The organism is Dehalococcoidia bacterium (assembly GCA_030648205.1).
Taxonomy (GTDB): Bacteria; Chloroflexota; Dehalococcoidia; order JAUSIH01; family JAUSIH01; genus JAUSIH01.
In genome coordinates this window covers 1-17,566 of the sequence record JAUSIH010000104.1, presented here as the reverse complement: position 1 = coordinate 17,566, position 17,566 = coordinate 1, and the positions used below count along the sequence as shown (strand labels likewise).

The following is a 17,566-nucleotide window of genomic DNA, read 5'->3' as shown; positions in this document are numbered from 1 at the left end:
AGCGCATGCGGAGCCACATCCTGAGGGAAGCGATTCGTGCCGCATAGGGACTGGAAGCAGCGCGTCGAGGATATTCTGGAGGCCCTGGAGCGGATTGAGAGCTATACTCGGGGCATGACGTTTGATGCGTTCAAGTCCAACCCGATGGCCGTGGATGCCGTCGTCCGCAATCTCACGGTCATCGGCGAGGCTGCCCGCCATATTCCGCCGGAGGCCCAGGAACGTTATCCGCATGTCCCGTGGGCTGAAATGCGGGCGATACGCAACATTCTGACCCACGAATACTTCGGTGTGAGCCTGCCTATTCTCTGGGAGACGATCGCACGAGACTTGCCACCTCTTAGCCCTATGCTGAAGGACTTGCTGACAAAAGAGTCCGGCCCCGATAGAGAATAGAGCGACTCGACAGACCGGCTCGTCATGCTGCTGCTGGGCCAGGAGTCCATCCGCGAGGTGGTGCTGTTCCCGCAGTTGCGGAGCAGGTAAAGCTCCGCTATTTGTCTCTTTTCTCCTTATTCCCGTCCCTTTCGCAAACCATGAGCTTTGCTCCCTACGCAAAGACGCGCATTTCCGAGGAGTATACTGAATAAGGAAAGTACTGTCACGTTGTTAATGGGGGTGAGGCTATGCCTATTGATGCCTTGAAAACAGCTCTGCCTCTGTATTTGAAAGTTAAAGATGCTGAGTACTATGGCAAAGCAATTGAATTGCGCGACGCAATCAAGGGTTGGCTAAATTACATACCCCAAACGTTCCCTCACTATACACGTCATACGGTTGAACACAGCGGCGAAATCATCGCACAGCTTTCCAAACTTCTGTTCAAGAACGAACGCCCAGATTCGCCTGTGATAGAACTGTCTGCGATTGAAGCCTACATTCTCATTGCCGCAGCTTATCTTCATGATGCGGGGATGGTCGTTTCTGACAGTGAAAAACTGTCTATTCTCGCTTCTGATGAGTGGAAGAACTGGACCACCGGAGACGGTTCAGCGGCCAAGAGATGGACCAACATACAATTGCTTCGAGCTGACAAAGAAAACGCAAGCGCAGGCTTTCTTGCTGACGTGCAGGTGCGATTTCTGATTGCTGAGTATATACGACGCAAGCATCACGAACGCGCCGCTGAAGTTATCTTTGGTTTGCAATCTAGCTTAGGCCGTTTTGCTTTTGACGACCCCGTCTTGTTGCGCACGGTCTCTGATGTTTGTGTTTCTCACGGACTGCGCAGGGAACAGCTTGAAGATAACGAACGATACCCAGAACGCAGGGATGTAAGAGGAGAAACCGCCAATGTAAGGCTGATGGCAATTCTTTTGAGGATCGGTGACCTGTTGGACATGTCCTATGACCGCGCATGTCCGCTGCTGCTCAACGCCGCGTGTCCTTTGCCAGCCGAAAGTTTGGCCCACTGGTCGCAATATCAGCGCATAACCCACCGTCTCACGTCCCACGATCGTATTGACATCACCGCCGAGTGCCACCAGCAGGAGGAGCATAGAACGCTTCAAGATTGGTGCCAATGGCTTGTGGAAGAAGCCAACAACGCCAATGTTCTTATGGCAAGAGCGACACGCCACGGTGGGTGACGAGCTCCCGTCGTAACACTTGATGACACCAATGGAACGATCAAGATTCGTCGCGCTCCCGCAGCGACATACATTCCTTCAAAATGGACCTTCCAGATTGATAGCAACATTATTCTGGACCGACTCATCTACGATGTATATGAGGATCGTCTGGCTTTTATACGCGAATTGATCCAGAACGCGCTGGATGCCACCCGCTGCCAGCTTTACTATGATCTGGCCCAGGCTGGCGTGGTTCCACCTGAGTACCCAACCCAGGTGGATGAAGCCCGCCGCTTCAATTACCCCCTCCGTATTGTTCTAACCAGCAAGGAAATGACAAACGAATTGTCCGGGGAAAAGGAAATGCGGCAGGTATTCACTATCGCGGACTGCGGGATTGGGATGGACAGGGAGATAATAGAAAGGTATTTTCTGCAAATAGGACGCTCCTTCTACACTACGGACGAATTCAGACGTGCGTTTCGCTTCGCACCTACAAGCCGCTTTGGGGTTGGCTTTCTCTCAGTTTTCGCAGTCAGCGATCAAGTGACAGTTGATACGTTCAAACCGACATCTCCTCAGAGGGGTGGGCCAGTCCGGCTGACTCTCACGGGTCCTCGCAACTATTTGCTCACGGAGGTCGGCCAGCGCCGCTCCAACGGAACGTCCATTGAGGTAGTCCTGCGCGAGCCACTAGAGTCATCGCGCTTGACCAATCTTGTCCGTAGCCTGTGCAAGAGGGTTGAGTTTCCCATACGCGTGAACGATCTGGGCGTAGAAACGGTGATAACAGCGGAGCGTCCGGAACAGTTCACCTACGAAATGCCAGACGTTACAAAGCCCGAAGCAAAGTTTGTTGTGCGCGCTTTTCCTGTCAATCGCCCTGGAATCGAGGGTGAGCTTTACGTCCTTGCATACACAGATGGGCAAGGGGAACGCTGGGATAGACGGGACTGGGCCGATCACACGTATCCGCAGCAACATCCCAGAGCCGCAGCACCCCCATTCCCAGAAAACCTGACCTGCGTACATGGGGTCACCTTGAATGAAGGAGCCTATTTACGTGGCGGTTTTTCGCAAAGGATAGATTACCGCGCCCGCGGCAAGGAAATCACCTTGTCAAGGGGTCAACTTCACTTTCACGGGGCGATTGTGCGTATAGATCCTGAAATTGTATCGCGTTGGACAGAGATATTGACCGAACATCTGGCGTCGTCCCGTCACGCCACATCGCCCGACGGGTGGCGATACAAGCAGCGGCTGGCAAAGTCCTTTCCTTTCGCAAACTTTTGGGCCGGTGTTCCCAAAGCTGTTCGTGTTTTCATCAAAGGCAAGTCTCGTCATGTTTCCCTAAGAGACATACAGGATGCACCAATCATCACCTCTGCTACGGCTTCACTAGATGTGAGAACGATTGAACGCAACACTAAGCGAACAATAGTCCCCGCGTGGGACAACACCAAGCCCTCTCTCATTTTAACGAAGACATCGGAGTCTTGTCGGAGATGTACTGTGCGGCGATCTTCCAGAACCGTCGGGCCGCTAACGCTCGTTGGCTAATCAGTGGTCACTTGGCGATTGACTGGACGCTAAACGGCGACCCACTTGTTTCTCTTGACGAGCTGGTTAGTAAGCCGGTCCAAGTAGCGGCTTTGCCCGATTCCGAAATAGTAGGAGTCAAAATCCACAATACGACTGATGAAATATATGCGCAGGTCTTACTGAATGCAGTTCACCCTGTTGTGGAGTGGTTACAGAACATTAGGGTTGCCTGCGAACGGGGCGAACATCGGCTAACAGAGGCACAACTAGTACGCGTGGTGGATTTGTTGAACGCCGCCGCGCGTTACACTTGGATGGGCTACTCCAGCACACAGTTGGAGGACTTGAACAACTACCTGCTCAAATGGAAGGACCTGCCAGATTTGCCGGAAGACTTATATCCACCGACTATAAAATTGACTCCTGACATGTTTGAACTCAGATGGCATGGCCAGTCGCGGAAGGAGCCTGTTGCAAGACCCCGCCGTCGCGCGCCCAAGACTGGCCGCTAGCCTTCGTGTTGCATCCGCGTGTCCGTCGCTTGGCGCGCCCGTCGCGCCGTTCGTCCGCTGACCTGCTCGCGCCCGCCCGTCGGGGTGTGCAGAGGGGCGCACCCCCAGGTTCACTTTTTCTCTCTCCCTTCCGCTCAGGAAGGGGGACACAGGGAGATGGTATTCCCTCTACCACCAATGGGTCTCGTCCAGCGCCTCTTCGCCCTTCTGCGCCGCGTCCCACGGCCGGGCAGGCAGGTACTTCCAGCCGCCGTCCGAGAACATGACGACGATGTTCCCACGCTTCATCTTCTCAGCCACGCGCAGCGCCGCCGCCAGGCACGCGCCGGACGACACGCCCGCCAGGATGCCCTCCGTCTCCACGACGCGCCGGGCCGCCTGCGTGGCCGTCGCGCTGTCCATCAGATAGCGCCCGTCCAACGTCTTCAGGTCCAGCAGTGTGCTCATGAAGCCTTCCGACAGGCTCCGCAGCCCCTGCAGGCGCTCGCCCATGCGCGGCGCCACGCCGATGACCCGCACGTTGGGGTCGCGCTCCCGCAATCGCCGGCCCACGCCCATGACCGTGCCGCCCGTGCCGATGCCCGCGACGAACACGTCCACTCGCTCCAGCGCGTCGAGGATTTCGCGGCCCGTCGTCTGGTAGTGCGCCTCCGTGTTGGCCGCGTCGAAGAACTGACGCAGGGGGTAGTAGCCGCGCTCCTCCGCCATCCGCTGCGCCAGGTCAACCGCGCCCTTCATGCCGCCGCGCGGCTCGCACCAGGTGATGCTCACGCCGTACAGCTCAAGGATGTCCTTGATGCTGGGCGCGACGCCCTCCGGGATGACGACGTGGACGCCGTAGCCCTTCTGCTTGCCGACCATCGCCAGCGCGATGGCGGTGTTGCCGCTGCTCGCCTCGACGATGGTGGCGCCGGGCTTCAGGTCGCCGCGACGCTCCGCCGCCTCGACGAGCGCCAGCGCGACGCGGTCCTTGACGCTGCCGGACGGGTTCTGCCCCTCCAGCTTGGCGAAGATGCGCACGCCGGGCTTGGGGCTGAGGCACGGCAACTCCACCAGCGGCATGTTGCCGACGAGGTCGAGGACAGTGGTGACGCGAGATGGTGCGCGCTGTTTGCCACGAGGCAAGCGATATCTCCCGCAAAACGCTCATCCTTCGACAGGCTCAGGATGAGCGGACCGAATAGGATCAGGTGCCTTTAAGAGACCAACGTGTTGCAGTTCGGGGGAAGTCTTTCTCCTTCCATGCAAAAGCAATCTTGGGTCGCAGACCGTACACCTTCGACGCAGCGGCGTTCACGTCAGGCCGGAACTGATATTTTGCCTCGTACATGTCCGCGAAGCGATTGAGAAGCGCCGGATCTGTAACCTCCTCCACTCTGCCTTCAAGGATCACCACGTCATCACCACTCTCAAGATGGACAGAGGCATGGGGATTGTTGGCAAGGTTGCGGCCTTTGCGTGAAGCCGCGTCCGTTGAAAAGTAGAACATTCCGTCCAGCCAGATGCCCCACACCGGCATCACATGTGGCCGTCCATCAGGACGTGTTGTCGCTACCCAGTAGTTGCGCTCACTCGTCAGGCGATCACACAAAGCCGTCCAGGCGATCATCCCACCGATGTGCGGTGGAGCAACGCCGTAACTAGCAGGCATGAGAGGGCGGCTGACGGCATACCCTTGACGCCGGCGTTGTTCTTTCCGATGTTCAGCCACGGAGCTTATCCCGCTTCACAAGACATGATTAAACCGATGCTCGCGGCGAGCCCGTTGGGGCGTGAGTGGTCGCGCGACACGAGGCCGTCGCGCTCTACTTCGCCACGACGTTGACCAGCTTGCCGGGCACGTACACCACGTTCGCGATGCTCTTGCCCTCGATGTGCTGCTTCACCTTGTCGCTCGCAAGCGCCAGCTTCTGCGCCTCTTCCCGCGTGATGCCCGCGGGCGCGGAGAGCTTGTCGCGCACCTTGCCGTTCACCTGCACCACCAGCGTGATGACGTCCTCCGCGGTCAGCGCCTCGTCCCACGCGGGCCAGCGCTGGTTGTGGATGGAGTACGCGCGGCCATTCCGCTCCCACAGCTCCTCCGCCATGTGCGGCGCGGACGGCGCCAGCAGCAGCAGCAGCGTCTCCACCGCCTTCCGCCACGACGCGGCGGAGACAGCCTTTGCCTCCCAGACTTTGTTCAGGTAGTTGCAGTACTCCATCAGCGCCGCGATCATCGTGTTGAAGCGGAACCTCTCGATGTCCAGGCTCACGCGCTTGATGGTCTTGTGCATCCAGTGGACAAGTTCGCGCTCCGCCACCGAGTCAGCCGAAGCGCCATTCGTGGCGAATTCGTTCGAGTTGCGCGTGGCGATGTCCCACACGCGGCCCAGCCAGCGGGAGATGCCCATGATGCCCTGCGTGCTCCACGGGCCGCCCTGCTCCCACGGGCCGAGGAACATCAGGTAGCAGCGGACGGCGTCCGCGCCGAGCGTGGAGACGAATTCGTCAGGGTTGACCACGTTGCCCCGGCTCTTGCTCATCTTCTCGTGGTCTTCGCCCAGGATGATGCCCTGGCAGAAGAGGCGCAGGTAAGGCTCATTGAAGTGCGCGACGCCCAGGTCGTGCAGCGCCTTGGCGATGAAACGGGCGTACAGCAGGTGTTTGGTGCCGTGCTCCGCGCCGCCGGTGTACTGGTCAACGGGCAGCCACTTCTTGCTGGCGACGGGGTCCACCATGCCCTTGTCGTAGTGGGGGCTAGTGTAGCGCATGTGGTACCATGCCGAGTCCACGAACGTGTCCATCGTGTCGCTCTCGCGGCGCGCGGGCTTGCCGCACGTCGGGCACGCCGTGTTGACGAACGTCTGGTGATAGCCCAGCGGCGACTCGCCCGTCGGCTTGAACGCGGCGTCCTCCGGCAGCAGCACGGGCAGCTTGTCCTCCGGCACGGGCACGATGCCGCACGCCTTGCAGTACACGATGGGTATGGGCGTGCCCCAGTACCGCTGGCGGGAGATGAGCCAGTCCCGCAGGCGGTACGTGACCACGCGGCGTCCCAGGCCGTTCTGCTCGATGTGGTCGGCGATGGCCTGCCACCCCTTCGCGCTGGACACACCGTCAAACTGGCCGGAGTTGACCATCGTCCCCGGTTCGATGTACGCCTGCGTCAGCTCCTCGCCGCCGCGCCAGCCGGACGGGGCGATGACCACCTTGACGGGCAGGCTGTACTTCTTCGCGAAGGCGAAGTCGCGCTCGTCGTGCGCGGGCACGCCCATGACCGCGCCCGTGCCGTACCACGCCAGCGCGTAGTCCGCGATGAAGATGGGCACGCGGTCGCCGTTCAGCTTGTTGACGCAGTACGCGCCGGTGAAGACGCCCGTCTTCTCCCGCTCCGCGGACAGGCGCTCGATCTCCGTCGCGCGGCGTGTGCGCTCCACGTACGCCTGCACCTCGGCGCGGCGGTCGGCGGTGGTCAGCCCGGCCACCAGCCGGTGCTCCGGCGCCAGCACCATGAACGTCACGCCCATGATGGTGTCCGGGCGCGTGGTGAACACCCGCAGCTCCTTGTCCGCGACGCCCGGCGCGTCCAGCCCGAAGCCGATCTCCACGCCCACGCTGCGCCCGATCCAGTTGCGCTGCGCCACGACGACCTGCTCCGGCCAATCAGCAAGCCCGCTGAAGTCCAGCAATTGCTCGGCGTATTTGGTGATGCGGAAGAACCACTGCTCCAGGTCGCGCTGGACGACGGGGCCGTCGCAGCGCTCGCACGCGCCGTTGACAGCCTGCTCGTTGGCCAGCACGGTTTTGCAGCTATCGCACCAGTTGGCCGGAGCCTTCGCCCGGTAGGCCAGGCCGTTCTTGAGGAACTGGAGGAACAGCCACTGGTTCCAGCGATAGTACTCAGGGAGGCAGGTGATGACCTCGCGCGACCAGTCGTACACGGCGCCCAGCGTGCGGAGCTGGCGACGCATGTTGACGACGTTGTCCATCGTCCACTTGAACGGATGGATGTTTCGCTTGATGGCCGCGTTCTCCGCGGGCAGGCCGAAGGAGTCGAAGCCGATGGGGTGCACGACATTGAAGCCCTGCATGCGCTTGAAGCGGGCGTGGACGTCGGAGGGAGCCAAGGCGTACCAATGGCCGATGTGCAGGTCGCCGGAGGTGTACGGGAACATGGTGAGGGCGTACCACTTGGGCCGGGGGTCGTCATCGCGCGCCGCGTAGAGGTTGTCCGCGGTCCAGCGGGCCAGCCACTTCCGCTCTATCTCAGGCGGGCTGTACCTCTCCGAAGGGGTCAGGCGCGGCTTGCCCTGCGATACGCTGTCAGGCGACATGACGCAACCCTCACGCCGCCCCGGCGGAGGCCCTCTCGATGGCGGCCTTGGCGTCGGCCAGGCTCTTCTGCTTCAGGCTGATCGCCTCGCTGCCCGCCAGCACCTCCACGTAGGCATCCGCGGGGGCCTGCTGGGTCAGCCACTTGTGCAGCGAGTCCACCAGGCCCAGGCTCTGCGCCTTGATGGCGATATCCGTCGGGCGTTCCGACGTGCCGGACATGTCAATGGTAGGGAGCGCCATCTCCGTGTCCATGACGTCGGACAGGACCTCCACGACGTCGAATGCGTACTTGCCGGGGCATCTGACCTGGAGTCGGTACATGCGTCTCTCCTGGGCGAGGTTTTCGCGGGTGTCAGCTTGCCCAGTATAGCAAAAAGCGCCCGCAAGCGCGAAACGCGGATGCGACCCGCCTCTTTGACAGGCGCGGCGCCATGCTCTACGCTGCCAGCGGAAAAACGTGGCGCGTTGCGCCGGAGGTGTCACCTCTATGCCCATCAAGTTCGGCCTCCAGCAGTCAACGTTCTCCGGCGGCGACCCGCGCGGCATGTACCCCGCGATTGAGCGCATCGCCGTCGAGGCCGAGCGCGCGGGCTTCGACTCCCTCTGGCTCATGGACCATATGATGCAGACCGGCCACACGGGCGGCGACGCCGCTCCCATCCTGGAGGCGTGGGTCACGCTGGGCGCTCTGGCGGCCCGCACGTCCCGCGTGCGCCTGGGCGTGATGGTCGCCAGCGTCCCATATCGAAACCCGGCGCTCCTGGCCAAGACAGGCGCATCGCTGGACGTCATCAGCGGCGGGCGGTTCATCATGGGCCTCGGCGCCGGATGGGTCGAGCGCGAGTTCAACGCCTACGGGTGGCCGTTCCCGCCCGTCGGCGAGCGGATGAAGATGCTGGAGGAGGCGACGCAGATCGTCCTGCGGATGTGGACGGAGGAGCACCCGTCCTTCCGGGGCGCGCACTACGCGATTCAGGACGCCCGGTGCGAGCCGCGCCCCTTGCAGAAGCCGCACCCACCCATCGTCATCGGTGGCGCGGGGGAGAAGGTCACGCTACGACTGGTGGCGAAGTACGCGCAGATGTGCAACATCTTCGGCGACCCCGCGACGGTGCGCCAGAAGCTCGACGTGCTGGAGCGCCACTGCGAGACGGAGCGCCGCGACCCCGCGACCATCGTGAAGACGCGGCTGGGAAGGATGCTCGTCGCCCGCAACGAGGCGGAGTTGAAGCGCAAGCTGGAGCGGTACGCGCCCCAGGGCGTCGGCGACGGCTGGAGCGTCATTGCGGGGACGCCGGCGCAGTGCGTGGAGCGGTGCGGCAAGCTGCTGGAGGCGGGCGCGGACTACCTGATCTTCGGCTTCCCGGACGCGGACACGCTGGAGCCGCTGCGCCTGTTCATGGAGGAGGTCGCGCCGAAGGTGGAACGGCGATAGCGCACTGTGGGTATTGCTAAGCGGTGTTTTCTATAATTTGCCCGATTTGTTCATTCCACTTCACTTTGAGCATCCGTGGGATATCTGGCGACTCCAGCAGGCTCACGAGCTGCTGGTTGAACAATTCTCTTCCCTTCTTGCCTGTTGTAGCTTGAGGTGGACTCCGCCCAGACGACTACTATGCTACAATCCGAAAGCGTTGAATCCAACTGGTGAGACTATGGCCCAACAGCATTTCACGATAGAACAGGCCAACGCCCTGCTCCCGTGGCTGCGGGAGGCCCTGGCTGAGGCCCATAAGCTGCGCGACCAGATCGTGGCGGCCATGTCCGCCGCGCGCGAGCTGTCCGTGAAGGCGCGCTCCAACGGCGGCGGCACGGCGGACAGGCAGCTTGCCGATTCCGAGAAGGACCTGACCCGGCTCAACGACGCTATCCAGAAGCGCCTGGACGATATCCAGCGGAAGGGCATCCTGGTGCGGGACGTAGACAGAGGACTGGTGGACTTCCCCTCGCTCCGGGATGGCCGTGAGGTGTACCTGTGCTGGGTGCTCGGCGAGGACGCGGTCGGCTTCTGGCACGGCACGGACACGGGCTATAGCGGGCGGAAGCCTCTGTAGCGGGAGGCGTGGCGGTGGGAGCCTCGGCGGACGACTGCGCGGAGATGCTGCGGGAACTGGCGTCAGTGGACGGCGTCACCTTCGTCCTTCCGCGGAAGGACGGCTTTCGCCTAGACCTGAACGCCGTCGCGCGTGTGGTGCTGATGGAGGAGGAGGACGCCCGCGCGCCGGTCAGCTACTCGCTTCGCTTCCAGGACGCCTCCGGCCATGACCTGATGCGCGCCGACTTCCCGAACCCGTACCTGGACGACGAGGGCAGGCCCATCACGTTCAACCCGCATCGCCTGGCCGCATTCGAGGACTTCTGCCGCCGCTACGCCGGCGCGGACGGCGTCGAGGTGCGGCGCCTGGACCGCGCCTATCCCGCGCGTGGTCGCGGCCCCGCGCCCGAAGACGCGCAGGGGTAAGCGGGGGCGTCCGCCCCGCCATCCCTCCCCGTTACCCGCGCCTGCCTGCCGGGCTTGCTATAATGAAGGCGAGGTGGAGGCCATGCGGAAAAAGGCGACGGTGCAAAGCTTCGAGGTCGTGTTCGAGCCGGAAAAGGGCGGCGGCTACCACGTGTACACTCCTTCCCTGAAGGGGTGTCATTCCTACGGCTCCACCAAAGCGGAGGCCCTGCACAACATCGCCGAGGCCATCGAGCTGTGGCTGGAGAGCGCGAAGGAACTGGGCATCCGCAACGGCCCGCTGCCCGGCAAGCTGCCGGAGGCCGCCTGCCGATAGGCCCGCCCCGCGCCGGAAGACGCGCAGGGGTGAGGGAGGGCGCGGCGGGCCTGCTCACTCACAGTGCAGACGTTTCTGATAGCGACGCGTGCGGGTCCCGGAAGACTCCTTTATTTCGGCCTTATCGCTGTCCGAATAATGGGGTCGGCCTCGCCCACTAAGGCTTGCTTCAGTCTTCGGATTAGCAAATCGTGGATTTCTCACTCAGCTCCAATCAGGCAGCAGGGGCGGAATTCGAGACCAGCGCGAGCGCCCGGTGCACGATGGCTTCCAGTGTCGTACAATGACAGCCGTCCGCGTTCGCTCTCTTGATGATCTCCGCCATGACCATAGGGTTTTTCATGCCGTCTTGTTTCTCATTCATACCCATTTCATCGAGACACTTGCCCAGTAGCTCCTCAAACTTTTCTTTACCTAACTCTGAAATCAGCGTCTGTTCCAATTTAACCTCAAAGCATGCGAACGTCTCATCTACCTGCGTCGGGGGGTAATCAACAGGTGGTTTGCCCAACAACCTAAGGAGGCGCTTGTTGCCTTCGGGGGACGCTTCTTTTCCTTTTCCTTTGTCACCATCGAACACGACGTAGGTTGGGATCCCGAATTGCCGAAAAATGCTGGCAGGTCTGTCCAGGTTTGCCTTCCCACCGCAAGGAATAACCGAGATTCCTCTACTTTCAAGATTGTGACCCAATACCTGAGCAGTGCCGAGGATAGCTGCTCTATCGTCTTCGCCTTCGACCAAAACTGCGGCGTCTGCAAAAAAGCCTTCACTGGTCCACGGCGTCATAATCGATTGGAGACGCGGTCTAAGGGTTTGCCATGTGAATTTTGGTTCAGGTCGCCCTGCCGCATTCCAAATCTCCTCAGCGACGACGTCTCCCCGCACTTCTCTCACGATAGTAACTTTGGGTTTGTCATTGCCATTTGCGACTTTCCGCAATGCGCGTACTTCGTCGAATCGGTCAAGCCCCACGAACAACGGCGAGTGTGTGCAGTATAGGATCTGAGTTCGCTCCGCGACACCCGGAACCGACCCAAGCGCGAGCGCGAGCAGGACATTCGCCAAGTACCTTTGCCGGTTTGGATGTTGGTACAGCTCAGGCTCTTCGATTACCAGCACGAGATGAGGAAGCTTGACTGTGACGGTTGATATCTCCGTACCTCCGTGCGTCGCAGCAACGTTTGCGCTTTCAGCTTGGAACGGCACCGATACTCCCTGTGGCGCGCGCTCAAAGGCTAAATGCTGAAGCATCGTCAGTATGAACGCGCGCTGGAGCCCATGACCTGTTCGGGCGACGGCGGCCGAGTACCCATCCTCAACGAGCTTCACATCCGCTCTAGGCATAGGGATGTCAATACCACCGCTCGGCATCCAATCCAGATAAACACTCGTATTGGGCGCGAATGTCTGAAGTGTTTTCGTCAAACGAGCCTGAAGATTTGAAAGTTCAGGCATGTTGCCTTTGTTGACAATGGCTTCATATTTTGCTTTAGTATCTGCTTTGAGAAGCGCCAGTTCCGCTCTGCTCGCGAGGGCATTTCTTACCACTAGGTTCATGATTTCTGTGATTGACGCCTTTGTTCCTTCAGAAGCGTCTGCTGATGCGTCACGCACAGCAGGAACTAAGATGAGCTTAATGAAATCTCCCAAGTAGCCAGTGCCGACTTCAGAAAATCCAAAAAACTGACCGCTGTCCTGGCTTCTGCTGCATTTGTCAGGATGAGCGTTTTCCCACTCACCCATGGCTGCGAGAGCCCCGGCACTAGCAGTAGCAGCTGGCAGACTACTGTATTCCGGCTTTTTCCTCAATTCCCGATAACTGCTGAGAATCGCTGAAGCCACACCCGCGTTCTTGACAGGGATGAAGTCGGGATTTTGCGGGCTGGAACCGTAGTACTTGGAAACTACCTTCCCGTCATTGAGCGAGATAACCCTGGTAACAGCCAGTGACCCATCCTGAATGTAGAGCTTGAATTTCGTTTGAGCCTCAGAGCCGAGTTCTTTGAAAGTCAAAGTGATCCGGATTTCTTGAGTGATATCTGAATTGTAGAAGTCCTCAGGAGTTATCCGTGGACTTTGATTGAAAAACAGTTCGACAGCCCTTAGAAAAGTGGATTTGCCACATCCGTTGGGCCCCACCAGTGCGGTCAACGATGCACAATTAAGGACTTGGTCCAGAATGCACCTGAAGTTTTGAACGCTTGCCGAATGAGTAATCATGCATATCACCTGCTTCAAACTGCATACTGACCGGCCAACGGTACCAAAAAATAGCCCTTTCGCAGCACCTTTCCGCCCGGCCTATGGCGTTTCTGTTAATGTGTCACCCCTCTCGAACACCGCGAAGTGCGAAGGCCCCCCTCCGCCGTCACTATACTCCCGCGCTCCCGCGTGTCAAGCGCCGCCCGCGCCGCGTGACGCCCCTTTTACGGCTATGCGCTACAGGTCCAGAAGGATGCGCAGCCGGTCCTCCACGGCGGCCATGGTGTCGGGGCGGACGGAACCCCAGCACTTCGTGAGCCGCTCCTTTGAGACGGACCGGATGTCCTCGCACTTGATGAAGCTTGCCACTGTAAGGCCACCGTCGGGCGGCTCAACCCGCACATGGAGAGGGATACCCCGCGCCCTGCTCGTTATCGGAATGACGACAACGAGTCCCGCGGGCCCGTGATTGAAGGTGTTGTCCGAGACGACGAGCGCCGGTCGTTGGCCTACCTGCCCGTGCCCTCGCGTCGGGTCCAGGTTGATGAGCCAGACCTCCCCGCGGGACGGCGCTGGCGGGGTCATCGCTCACCCTTCAGGTCGTCGCTCAGGGTGGCCTCCCAAGCGCGTCGCTCTTCCTCCTCCTCAGCCCACAGGTCGGACCGGGAGCGAAGCTCGGCATACGCCTGATTAGTCCGATCGAGGACCCAGCGACGCCGGTACTCCTCCACGGCCTGGGCAAGCACCGACTGCATGTTCCGGTTCGACGCGCCCGCGAGTTGCTGGAGCGTTCGCCGGATCTCACTCGGGACCCGCACGGTAACTGTCTTCATAGTCTCTACTCTAGTGGCGCATTTTGTATACCATATTGTAGACTGTACGCGCCACAACGTCAAGGCAACAGCGCGACCACGTCTCAGCGTGAACGTTCCCTCCCGTCCCTCCCGTCACAACCGTCATTCCGGCGTATGCCGGAATCCAGCGTCGCCTGACGCGGGCGAGGTTGCGTCCCTGGGCTCCGGCTTTCGCCGGAGCGACGAAGGGACTGGGCTGCGCCGCTTGACGCAATCTCTCGCGGCAACGTACCATAGGTGTTTGGCCTGACATGCGGGAGGACGGCGATGGAGTACAGGCAGCTCGGCACAACGGCCCTGCGGGTGTCCGAGATCGGCTTCGGCGTGTGGACGGTGAGCACCGGCTGGTGGGGCAAGGTTGACCCCGCCGACGGCGTGAAGCTGATGCAGCACGCCTTCGACATGGGCGTCACCTTCTTCGACACCGCGGACACCTACGGCGACGGCTTCGGCGAGGAGATACTGGCGAAGGCGCTCGGCGGAAAGCGCCACGACATCGTCATCGGCACCAAGGGCGGCTACGACTTCTACACCCAGGCCGCGCGCGAGGGCCACAAGGAGCGGCCCCAGAAGCTGGAGCCGGACTTCATCCGCTTCGCCTGCGAGCAGAGCCTCAAGCGCCTTAAGACCGACTACATTGACCTGTACCAGATACACAACCCGCGCATCAGCGCCATTGAGCGCGACGACCTGTTCGCCGCGCTCGACGACCTGCGCGCCAAAGGCAAGATACGCAGCTACGGCGTGGCGCTGGGGCCGGACATCGGCTGGTACGAGGAGGGCGAGGCCTCCATGCGCCACCGCAAAGTGGCCGCCGTCCAGATCATCTACAGCATCATGGAGCAGCAGCCCGCGCGCAAGTTCTTCCCCATCGCCAAAGAGACAGGAACGGGCCTCATCTCGCGCGTGCCGCACGCCTCCGAGGTGCTGACGGAGCGCTTCAAGGCGCAGCCGCCGGTGTTCGAGGCGGGCGACCACCGGAGCCATCGCAGGCAGCAGTGGCTGACGGCGGCTGTGGCGAAGGTGACGAAGCTCGGCTTCCTCGCCGAGCGCTACAGCATGTCGCTGGACCAGGCGGCCATCCGGTTCTGCCTGGCGCAGCCGACCATCGCGACGGTGCTGCCGAACATCGTGCGCGAGGAGGACCTGCGCGAGTACGTCTCGGCGTCCGGCCTCGCGGACATCTCCCGCGAGGACGAGGCGCGCCTCTTCGAGCTGTACGACACCGAGTTCGCCAAGCTCGAAGAGCAGCAGAAGGCGGCCCCCGCCGGAACTTAGGCGACGGGGCGGCCTACCCCCGCAGGCGCGGCATCACGCCGTCGCGCATGGCGTCGAGGAAGCCGTACTTGCCGGGCAGCGGCATGGTGAACCAGAGCTGATTGGCGCCCCAGGACGCCATATCCCTGACCCGCCGCGCGAACTCCTCCGGCGGCCCCGCGATGGTGAACCTGTCCGCAAGGTACTCGGTCAGGCCAAGCTCGTCCACCATGCGCACGTTCTTCTTGCCTGACCCCGAGTGCTCGTGCTCGCTGAAGTCGTACTGCTGGATAAGCTTCTGGATGGCGGGTATCAGCTTGTCCGGCAGACCCTTCTCCTTGACGCCCAGGCGGAACGAGGCGTTGGTGGCCGCCGCCAGGTGCGTCTTGATGTTGTCCACGGCCTGCTCTTTGGTCGGGGCGATGCTCGCGCCGATGAGCCACCAGATGTCCAGGTCCTCCAGTCGCTTGCCGGCCTTCCGCGCGCCCTCCCGCAGGTACTTGTGCGTGAGCGGTATGAGGTCGCGCTGGATGCCCCCGCCCAGGATGACGCCGTCGCATATCTCCCCCGCCAGGCGCAGGCTGTTCGGCCCAGAGGCGGCCATGTAGATGGGAATCCGGCGCCTGGTGTAGGTGAACACCACGCGCTTCCCCTGGTACGTGGTGTGCCCCTTCGCGAACATCTCCTTGAGGGCCACAATGTACTCGCGCATGAACTTGAGCGTGGCGGGCTTCTCGCCGATGTTGAAGATGGCGCTGTCGCCGGTGCCGATGCCCAGCATGGCGCGGCCCCCGCTCAGCTCGTCCGCAGCCGTGATGCCGGACGCCGTCACGGAGGGATGGCGCGTCAGCGGGTTCGTGACGCGCGGCCCGAACATCACCCGGCTGGTGTTCAGCGCGACGATGGTGGCCTGGACATATGTCTCCGGGTACAGCGAAGGCGAGTCGCCGAAGCCTATCGCGTCGAACCCGGCGGCCTCGATGGCGCGGACCCAGGCCGGGAACTCGCGAATCCTGTCGCAGACAAGGCTGACCCCCAGGCGAATGTTCATGACTCCTCCTCAGTCAGTAATCAGATACGCTTAGAAGCGCCCGGGCACAGCTACGGCCTACCCGTGGCAGGCGCCCTGGCGGGAATATCATACACAAAGATGGCGTGGGCGGGCCGCGCCACCGGCTGGTACGTCTCCTGCCACACCCGCCGAATGGCCGGGTCGCGGCTCAGCATCTGCAGGCTGGTGACGCTCAGCGCATATACGCCGGGCGGCGGATCGTACAGCTCCGCGCGGGCCACAGGCTCGTACGCGACGCCGTACGCCGCGGGGTCCGCCGTCCCGAAGTAGAGCAGCTTGACCTTCGAGACGCCTTTGTCCTGCATGTAGCGGCGCAGGTCGTTCAGGCCCTGGCCCCAGTCAACGTTGGAGTCAACGAGGGACTTATAGCCGTTATCAGGGCCGCCTGCCAGCTCGTTGAAGTACGCCAAATAGTGGGGGTGCACCGCCGTGGACGCGCCGACCTGCCACACCACCAGCGCGGCGAGAGGTACGTTCAGCAGGGCGGGACGACTGAGCTTAATAGTCGCCACCTTGCTTGCCAGCACAATCAGGAAGGGATAAATGGGCAGAAGGTGCCGCAGGCCGATGTTGATGGCGTAGAGCGACGTCGCAAAGAAGACCACGGCCACAATGACCAGCATGTGGTTTTCCTCGTCCCGCCGGGGCCACCGGACGAGCAGATACGCCGCGACGGCCAGCAGAAGGAGCAGCGGCAGCGGCGTCTTGAGCAGGAAAGCGACAAGGAAGTACTGCGGGAAGCGCTCCCCGTACTGGCCCATCAGAAAGCTCTGGCCCATCTCCTCGCGCATCTTTCCGAGGACATACAGGTTGCCCTTGAAGAACGCGCTGGCGGGCAGCGGGACCGACTCCGCGAACGCGACGATGTCCTGGCGCAGCGGCGGCGCGACGCGCGAGGAGAGGAGCGCGTCCAGCTTGACGAGCTGCTCCTTCTGCGTCACGAGCGGGTCCACGCGGAAATAGTACGAGGCCCAGATGACAAGCGCGGTCACGGCCAGCAGCCCCGCGAACGAGGCCGCCGCCAGGTACAGTCGAGGGCGGAGGCCGGACGCCGGCAGACGGGCGAGGCCCGGCAAACGCCACATCGGCAGAGCGAGGGCCGGACGCGCGGCCCGGACGACAAGCAAAAGCGCGAAGATGGGCAGCAGAATGAGGCCGGAGAACTTGGAGACGGCGGCCACTCCGGTCACGACGCCCGCCCACGCCAGCCGCGCGAGGCTCGGTTGCTTCAGGAAGTGGCTGAACGCGTAAGCAGCGATGAACATGAAGGCGGTCACGCCCAGGTCGTTGGTGGCGAGGCCGGAGTGGGCCAGGATGTTCGGCTCGAACACGTACAGGGCGAGGGCGAGAATGGCCGCCTTCTGGCCGTACAGCTCGCGGGCCCACCGGTACACGAAGAAGCCCAGGAGCCCCGAGACCCGCCCGCCGACCCGCCGGCTCCAGCCCCGGAACGCGCTGGAGTTG

At 61.8% G+C, this 17,566-nt stretch carries 17 protein-coding genes; 8 read left to right on the top strand and 9 right to left on the bottom strand.

The features are described from left to right. Nucleotides 1-36: 36 nt before the first annotated feature. The 3 genes from Q7T26_11735 (at nt 37) to Q7T26_11725 (ending at nt 3,625) form a co-directional block, all read left to right on the top strand. A complete protein-coding gene (locus Q7T26_11735) occupies nt 37-396 on the top strand; it encodes a DUF86 domain-containing protein (protein ID MDO8532809.1) in 360 nt (119 codons plus the stop codon). A gap of 230 nt (nt 397-626) precedes the next feature. Next, nucleotides 627-1,589 carry a hypothetical protein gene (locus tag Q7T26_11730; protein ID MDO8532808.1) on the top strand — a complete coding sequence of 321 codons (963 nt, stop codon included), beginning with the start codon at nt 627-629 and terminating at the stop codon, nt 1,587-1,589. 1,430 nt (nt 1,590-3,019) lie between these two features. Then, entirely contained in the window at nt 3,020-3,625 is a 606-nt protein-coding gene (locus tag Q7T26_11725; protein MDO8532807.1) for a hypothetical protein, read from the top strand. A gap of 168 nt (nt 3,626-3,793) precedes the next feature. Here Q7T26_11725 and Q7T26_11720 read toward each other — a convergent pair whose 3' ends face one another. The 4 genes from Q7T26_11720 to Q7T26_11705 form a co-directional block, all read right to left on the bottom strand. After that, nucleotides 3,794-4,750 (bottom strand): cysteine synthase family protein, encoded by a 957-nt coding sequence (locus Q7T26_11720; GenBank protein MDO8532806.1) that lies wholly within the window; start codon nt 4,748-4,750, stop codon nt 3,794-3,796. A 61-nt stretch (nt 4,751-4,811) separates the two neighbouring features. Beyond that, complete coding sequence (locus Q7T26_11715; GenBank protein MDO8532805.1) at nt 4,812-5,336, bottom strand: pyridoxamine 5'-phosphate oxidase family protein; 525 nt, start codon at nt 5,334-5,336, stop codon at nt 4,812-4,814. Nucleotides 5,337-5,430: 94 nt separating this feature from the next. After that, nucleotides 5,431-7,938 carry a leucine--tRNA ligase gene (gene leuS / locus Q7T26_11710; protein ID MDO8532804.1) on the bottom strand — a complete coding sequence of 836 codons (2,508 nt, stop codon included), beginning with the start codon at nt 7,936-7,938 and terminating at the stop codon, nt 5,431-5,433. Between the two features lie 10 nt (nt 7,939-7,948). Then, nucleotides 7,949-8,260, bottom strand: a complete 312-nt coding sequence (locus Q7T26_11705; protein MDO8532803.1) for a hypothetical protein — start codon at nt 8,258-8,260, stop codon at nt 7,949-7,951. Nucleotides 8,261-8,426: 166 nt separating this feature from the next. On the opposite strand from Q7T26_11705, the gene Q7T26_11700 reads away from it, so the two are divergent. The 4 genes from Q7T26_11700 (at nt 8,427) to Q7T26_11685 (ending at nt 10,716) form a co-directional block, all read left to right on the top strand. After that, complete coding sequence (locus Q7T26_11700) at nt 8,427-9,374, top strand: LLM class F420-dependent oxidoreductase (protein MDO8532802.1); 948 nt, start codon at nt 8,427-8,429, stop codon at nt 9,372-9,374. Between the two features lie 220 nt (nt 9,375-9,594). Beyond that, complete coding sequence (locus Q7T26_11695) at nt 9,595-9,993, top strand: DUF2203 domain-containing protein (protein ID MDO8532801.1); 399 nt, start codon at nt 9,595-9,597, stop codon at nt 9,991-9,993. A gap of 14 nt (nt 9,994-10,007) precedes the next feature. Further along, nucleotides 10,008-10,400, top strand: a complete 393-nt coding sequence (locus Q7T26_11690) for a hypothetical protein (protein MDO8532800.1) — start codon at nt 10,008-10,010, stop codon at nt 10,398-10,400. Nucleotides 10,401-10,482: 82 nt separating this feature from the next. Then, nucleotides 10,483-10,716 carry a type II toxin-antitoxin system HicB family antitoxin gene (locus Q7T26_11685; GenBank protein ID MDO8532799.1) on the top strand — a complete coding sequence of 78 codons (234 nt, stop codon included), beginning with the start codon at nt 10,483-10,485 and terminating at the stop codon, nt 10,714-10,716. A 214-nt stretch (nt 10,717-10,930) separates the two neighbouring features. Here the strand turns inward: Q7T26_11685 and Q7T26_11680 are convergent, their stop codons facing one another. The 3 genes from Q7T26_11680 to Q7T26_11670 form a co-directional block, all read right to left on the bottom strand. Continuing rightward, entirely contained in the window at nt 10,931-12,937 is a 2,007-nt protein-coding gene (locus Q7T26_11680) for an AAA family ATPase (protein MDO8532798.1), read from the bottom strand. Nucleotides 12,938-13,156: 219 nt separating this feature from the next. Continuing rightward, the gene (locus Q7T26_11675; protein MDO8532797.1) at nt 13,157-13,504 is read right to left on the bottom strand and encodes a type II toxin-antitoxin system PemK/MazF family toxin; all 348 of its coding nucleotides are present in this window, start codon (nt 13,502-13,504) and stop codon (nt 13,157-13,159) included. Beyond that, on the bottom strand, nt 13,501-13,752 hold the full coding sequence (locus Q7T26_11670; protein MDO8532796.1) for a toxin-antitoxin system protein: 252 nt from the start codon (nt 13,750-13,752) through the stop codon (nt 13,501-13,503). The genes Q7T26_11675 and Q7T26_11670 overlap by 4 nt, the downstream gene beginning before the upstream one ends. Nucleotides 13,753-14,040: 288 nt before the next feature. On the opposite strand from Q7T26_11670, the gene Q7T26_11665 reads away from it, so the two are divergent. Further along, on the top strand, nt 14,041-15,051 hold the full coding sequence (locus tag Q7T26_11665) for an aldo/keto reductase (GenBank protein MDO8532795.1): 1,011 nt from the start codon (nt 14,041-14,043) through the stop codon (nt 15,049-15,051). Nucleotides 15,052-15,064: 13 nt separating this feature from the next. Here Q7T26_11665 and Q7T26_11660 read toward each other — a convergent pair whose 3' ends face one another. Together Q7T26_11660 and Q7T26_11655 are read right to left on the bottom strand one after the other, a co-directional pair. Then, nucleotides 15,065-16,081, bottom strand: coding sequence for an LLM class flavin-dependent oxidoreductase (locus Q7T26_11660; protein ID MDO8532794.1), 1,017 nt, complete (start codon nt 16,079-16,081; stop codon nt 15,065-15,067). Nucleotides 16,082-16,131: 50 nt separating this feature from the next. Continuing rightward, a partial coding sequence (locus Q7T26_11655; GenBank protein MDO8532793.1) for a glycosyltransferase family 39 protein occupies nt 16,132-17,566 on the bottom strand: 1,435 nt, incomplete at its 5' end.